Source organism: Pseudomonas sp. P5_A2_2 (assembly GCF_054177685.1).
This window is the reverse complement of record NZ_JBGCUL010000466.1, coordinates 1-3,529: the sequence shown is the minus strand read 5'-3', so window position 1 is coordinate 3,529 and position 3,529 is coordinate 1. Positions and strand designations below refer to the sequence as shown.

The following is a 3,529-nucleotide window of genomic DNA, read 5'->3' as shown; positions in this document are numbered from 1 at the left end:
AGCATGTAGAGGAGGAAGAGTCGCTACGCGATTGAGCGACCGAAGCGTGACTAGTGCGATGCGTGGAACAGAACAATAACGAACTCAATGAACACACTGCCTTCCTTACTAGAAATCTATCGGGAGCATCATGAAAAAATTAGCGTTGGTTCTCGTCTCTGGCTTGACCTCCTTCGCCGTGATGGCGCAAGAAAACCTCACGGTTGTCACATATGGCGGGAGTGTCGCAGCGGCTCAGCAACAGTCCTCGATCAAACCCTATGCCGATAAAACAGGCGTCAAGATTCGTACCGAAGATTACTCGGGAGGTATTGCCCAGCTCAAAGCTCAGGTTGAGTCGAAAAAAATGGCCTGGGATGTGATCGATATGGAAATGCCGGATGCCGTGCGGGCCTGTAATGCCGGCCTGTTGGAGCGCATCAACCCGGCGAAAGATCTCGCCGCCGCGCCTGATGGCTCTACGGCGACGGATTTCCTGCCAGGTTCGCTGAACGATTGCGGGGTCGGTGCTTACATTTGGAGCACGGCGGTTGCCTACAACACCAATGCCTTCAAAGGACAGGCCCCCACAACACTGGCTGATTTCTTCGACCTCAAAAAATACCCCGGCAAGCGTGGCTTGCGCAAAGCGCCCCAGGCGAACCTCGAATGGGCTCTGTTAGCGGATGGTGTTCCTCGTGATCAGGTGTACGAAACACTGGAGACCGATGAGGGGCTTCAGCGTGCTTTCAAAAAGCTCGACTCGATCAAGAGCCAGGTGATTTGGTGGGAAGCTGGCGCGCAACCTCCGCAGTTGCTGGCAGATGGTCAGGTCACGATGACTTCCGCCTGGAATGGTCGGATCTGGGCTGCACAGGCGAAAGAAAAACAGCCATTCAAAATCATCTGGGACGGCCAGATGTATGACATCGATGTGTGGGCCGTGCCGGTGGGTGCACCCAATAAAGCCAAGGCCATGGATTTCCTGCGTTTCGCAACCTCGACTCAGATTATGGCTGACCAGAGTCAGTACATCGCTTATGGCCCGACACGCAAGTCGTCCCAGCCACTGGTTCACGCCGATATGAAGTCGAGTATGCCAACCGACCCGGCCAACTTTGCGACGGCATTGCAGGTGAATTCGGAGTGGTGGGGTGATCATGCTGACGAGCTGAACGAACGCTTCAACGCCTGGCTTGCAAAATGATCGTCTGAATTTAGCCGTTAAGCCGTGTGGGTCGGCTTGCCATCGAAGTACCAGATTCGGTGAGGGATAGCGGCTATTAGCCGAGCTGATCAAAGGAATTGCTCTCTGCTTGGTGCACTTTGCCCGACGCTTGCGTCGGGTTTTTTTCGTTTCAGCGCAAAACAAAAAAGCTGACCTGCAAGACGGCTCGACGAATAAGTTCTGCTTATCCATATGCCCTATATAGATCGTTTGTAAGAGGCTATAGGGGCTTATAGCATCGGATTCCAGAGGTTTGGACTTATTCGGAGGTTGCTATGAAGGTGCTGGTGGCGGTGAAGCGTGTCGTAGACGCCAACGTCAAAGTCCGTGTCAAAGCGGATGAATCTGACGTTGAGTTAAGCAACGTAAAAATGTCGATAAACCCCTTTTGCGAGATCGCTGTGGAGGCCGCACTTCAATTGAAGGAAAGCGGGCAGGCCAGCGAAATCATCGCCGTATCGGTGGGTCCTGACGCTTGTCAGGAGCAGTTGCGAACCGCACTGGCAATGGGCGCAGACAGAGCCGTGCTGATCAAGACGGGTAGCGATCTGGAACCCCTTGCGATTGCCAAACTTCTCTACACGGTCACCCAGCGTGAAGAACCCGGCATTGTTCTCCTGGGTAAGCAATCCATCGATGGTGATAACAACCAGACCGGTCAAATGCTTTCCGCCTTGATGGGCAGCGCTCAAGGCACCTTCGCTTCGCAAATCAACGTCGTCGGTGAGTGGGTCAATGTCATTCGCGAGGTCGACGGCGGACTGGAAACCAGAAGCTTGCGGTTGCCAGCAGTGATCACCGCTGACCTGCGCCTGAACGAGCCACGCTACGCCTCTCTTCCGAACATCATGAAAGCGAAGAAAAAACCACTGGAGGTCATTGATGCCGGCGACCTCGGTGTCGATATCGCTCCTCGTTTGAAAGTCATCAAGGTCTCGGCGCCGCCTGAGCGCAAGGCAGGCATTCGTGTGAGTAGCGTTCAAGAATTGGTCGAGAAGCTGAAGAACGAAGCGGGGGTGATCTGATGGCTGTTTTATTGATTGCTGAGCACCACGAAGGGGCTCTTAAATCGAGCACCTTGAACGCGCTTTCAGCGGCGGCGAGCCTTGGGGCAGACGTCGACGTTTTGGTGGCGGGTCAGCAGGCGGGCAGTGTCGCTGAGGAGTTGGCCACCTTCGCGGGTGTGAGTTGCGTACTGATTTCAGATGCGCCCGAGTATGCAGATCAAGGTGTCGAGAATGTGGCCGCTCTGGTGACTGAGCTGGTGAAGACCTCGACCTACGGCCATGTCATTGCCGCCTCTACGGCGTACGGCAAAAATTTGCTTCCTCGTGTGGCTGCATTGCTGGATGTCGCCCAAGTCAGTGACGTGGTGGAAATCGTTTCCCCGAACACATTCGTTCGGCCGTACTACGCCGGTAATGCCCTGGCGACCGTTGAAAGCGCTGACGTCGTCAAGGTGCTGACCGTTCGCACCACCGCGTTTGCAGCAGCCGAACGCACGGGGGCATTGGCTCCTATCAAGGCCATTTCCGTCTCTCACGACACCGGTCTTTCCAAATTCCTGAGTGCCGATTTCAGCGTCTCTGACCGGATCGAATTGACCTCGGCCAAAATCGTCATTTCCGGCGGTCGTGGCATGGGCAGTGGCGAAAATTTCGCGCTGCTGGAAAAAGTCGCCGACAAGCTGGGTGCTGCGGTGGGTGCCTCTCGTGCAGCCGTCGACGCCGGTTTCGTTTCCAACGATATGCAGGTTGGCCAGACAGGCAAGATCGTGGCGCCTGACTTGTACATCGCTGTCGGTATCTCGGGTGCCATTCAACATTTGGCCGGCATGAAAGATTCCAAAATCATCGTTGCGATCAACAAGGACGAAGAAGCGCCGATTTTCCGCGTTGCTGACTACGGCCTGGTTGCCGATTTGTTCGAAGCCGTTCCAGCTCTTGAAGCTGCCCTGTCTCGAGGAGTCTGAAATGAGCGCCAAGCGTACTTATACCTTTGCTTTCKATTGTCCGGACCGGGTGGGAATCATCACCCGCACGGCGGGCCTGTTCGCCAGTCATGGCGGTTGGGTTGAAGAGGCCTCGCAGTTCTCTGACGAAGAGAGCAATCGCTTCTTCAGTCGCATGGTTGTTCGCGCGGAGACCCTGCCGTTTGACATCGAAGTGTTGAAACGCAAAGTCGAACCGCTCGCACAAGAGATGTCGATGAACTGGCGGCTGGTCGACAGTGACCAGCGCAAGCGTGTGGTGCTGATGTGCAGCAAAGGCTCGCACTGCATGACCGATCTGCTCGATCGCTGGAAGACCGGTGATCTGGCTG

Annotated in this window: 4 protein-coding genes; all 4 read left to right on the top strand. The window is 55.3% G+C overall.

Going from position 1 to position 3,529, the window contains the following annotated elements:
• The first annotated feature begins 130 nt into the window (after nucleotides 1–130).
• Nucleotides 131–1,186, top strand: coding sequence for an ABC transporter substrate-binding protein (locus ACXRVY_RS20500; protein ID WP_223457196.1), 1,056 nt, complete (start codon nucleotides 131–133; stop codon nucleotides 1,184–1,186).
• Nucleotides 1,187–1,482: 296 nt separating this feature from the next.
• The gene (locus tag ACXRVY_RS20495) at nucleotides 1,483–2,232 is read left to right on the top strand and encodes an electron transfer flavoprotein subunit beta/FixA family protein (RefSeq protein ID WP_223457198.1); all 750 of its coding nucleotides are present in this window, start codon (nucleotides 1,483–1,485) and stop codon (nucleotides 2,230–2,232) included.
• A complete protein-coding gene (locus tag ACXRVY_RS20490; protein WP_223457200.1) occupies nucleotides 2,232–3,179 on the top strand; it encodes an electron transfer flavoprotein subunit alpha/FixB family protein in 948 nt (315 codons plus the stop codon). Before ACXRVY_RS20495 ends, ACXRVY_RS20490 begins: the two co-directional genes overlap by 1 nt.
• 1 nt (nucleotide 3,180) lies before the next feature.
• On the top strand, nucleotides 3,181–3,529 hold a 349-nt coding region (locus ACXRVY_RS20485), incomplete at its 3' end, for an ACT domain-containing protein (RefSeq protein WP_458238104.1).

Coding starts and splice junctions, on each gene's coding strand:
- ACXRVY_RS20500 (WP_223457196.1), top strand. CDS start 131: ATGAAAAAATTAGCGTTGGTTCTCGTCTCTGGCTTGACCTCCTTCGCC.
- ACXRVY_RS20490 (WP_223457200.1), top strand. CDS start 2,232: ATGGCTGTTTTATTGATTGCTGAGCACCACGAAGGGGCTCTTAAATCG.
- ACXRVY_RS20495 (WP_223457198.1), top strand. CDS start 1,483: ATGAAGGTGCTGGTGGCGGTGAAGCGTGTCGTAGACGCCAACGTCAAA.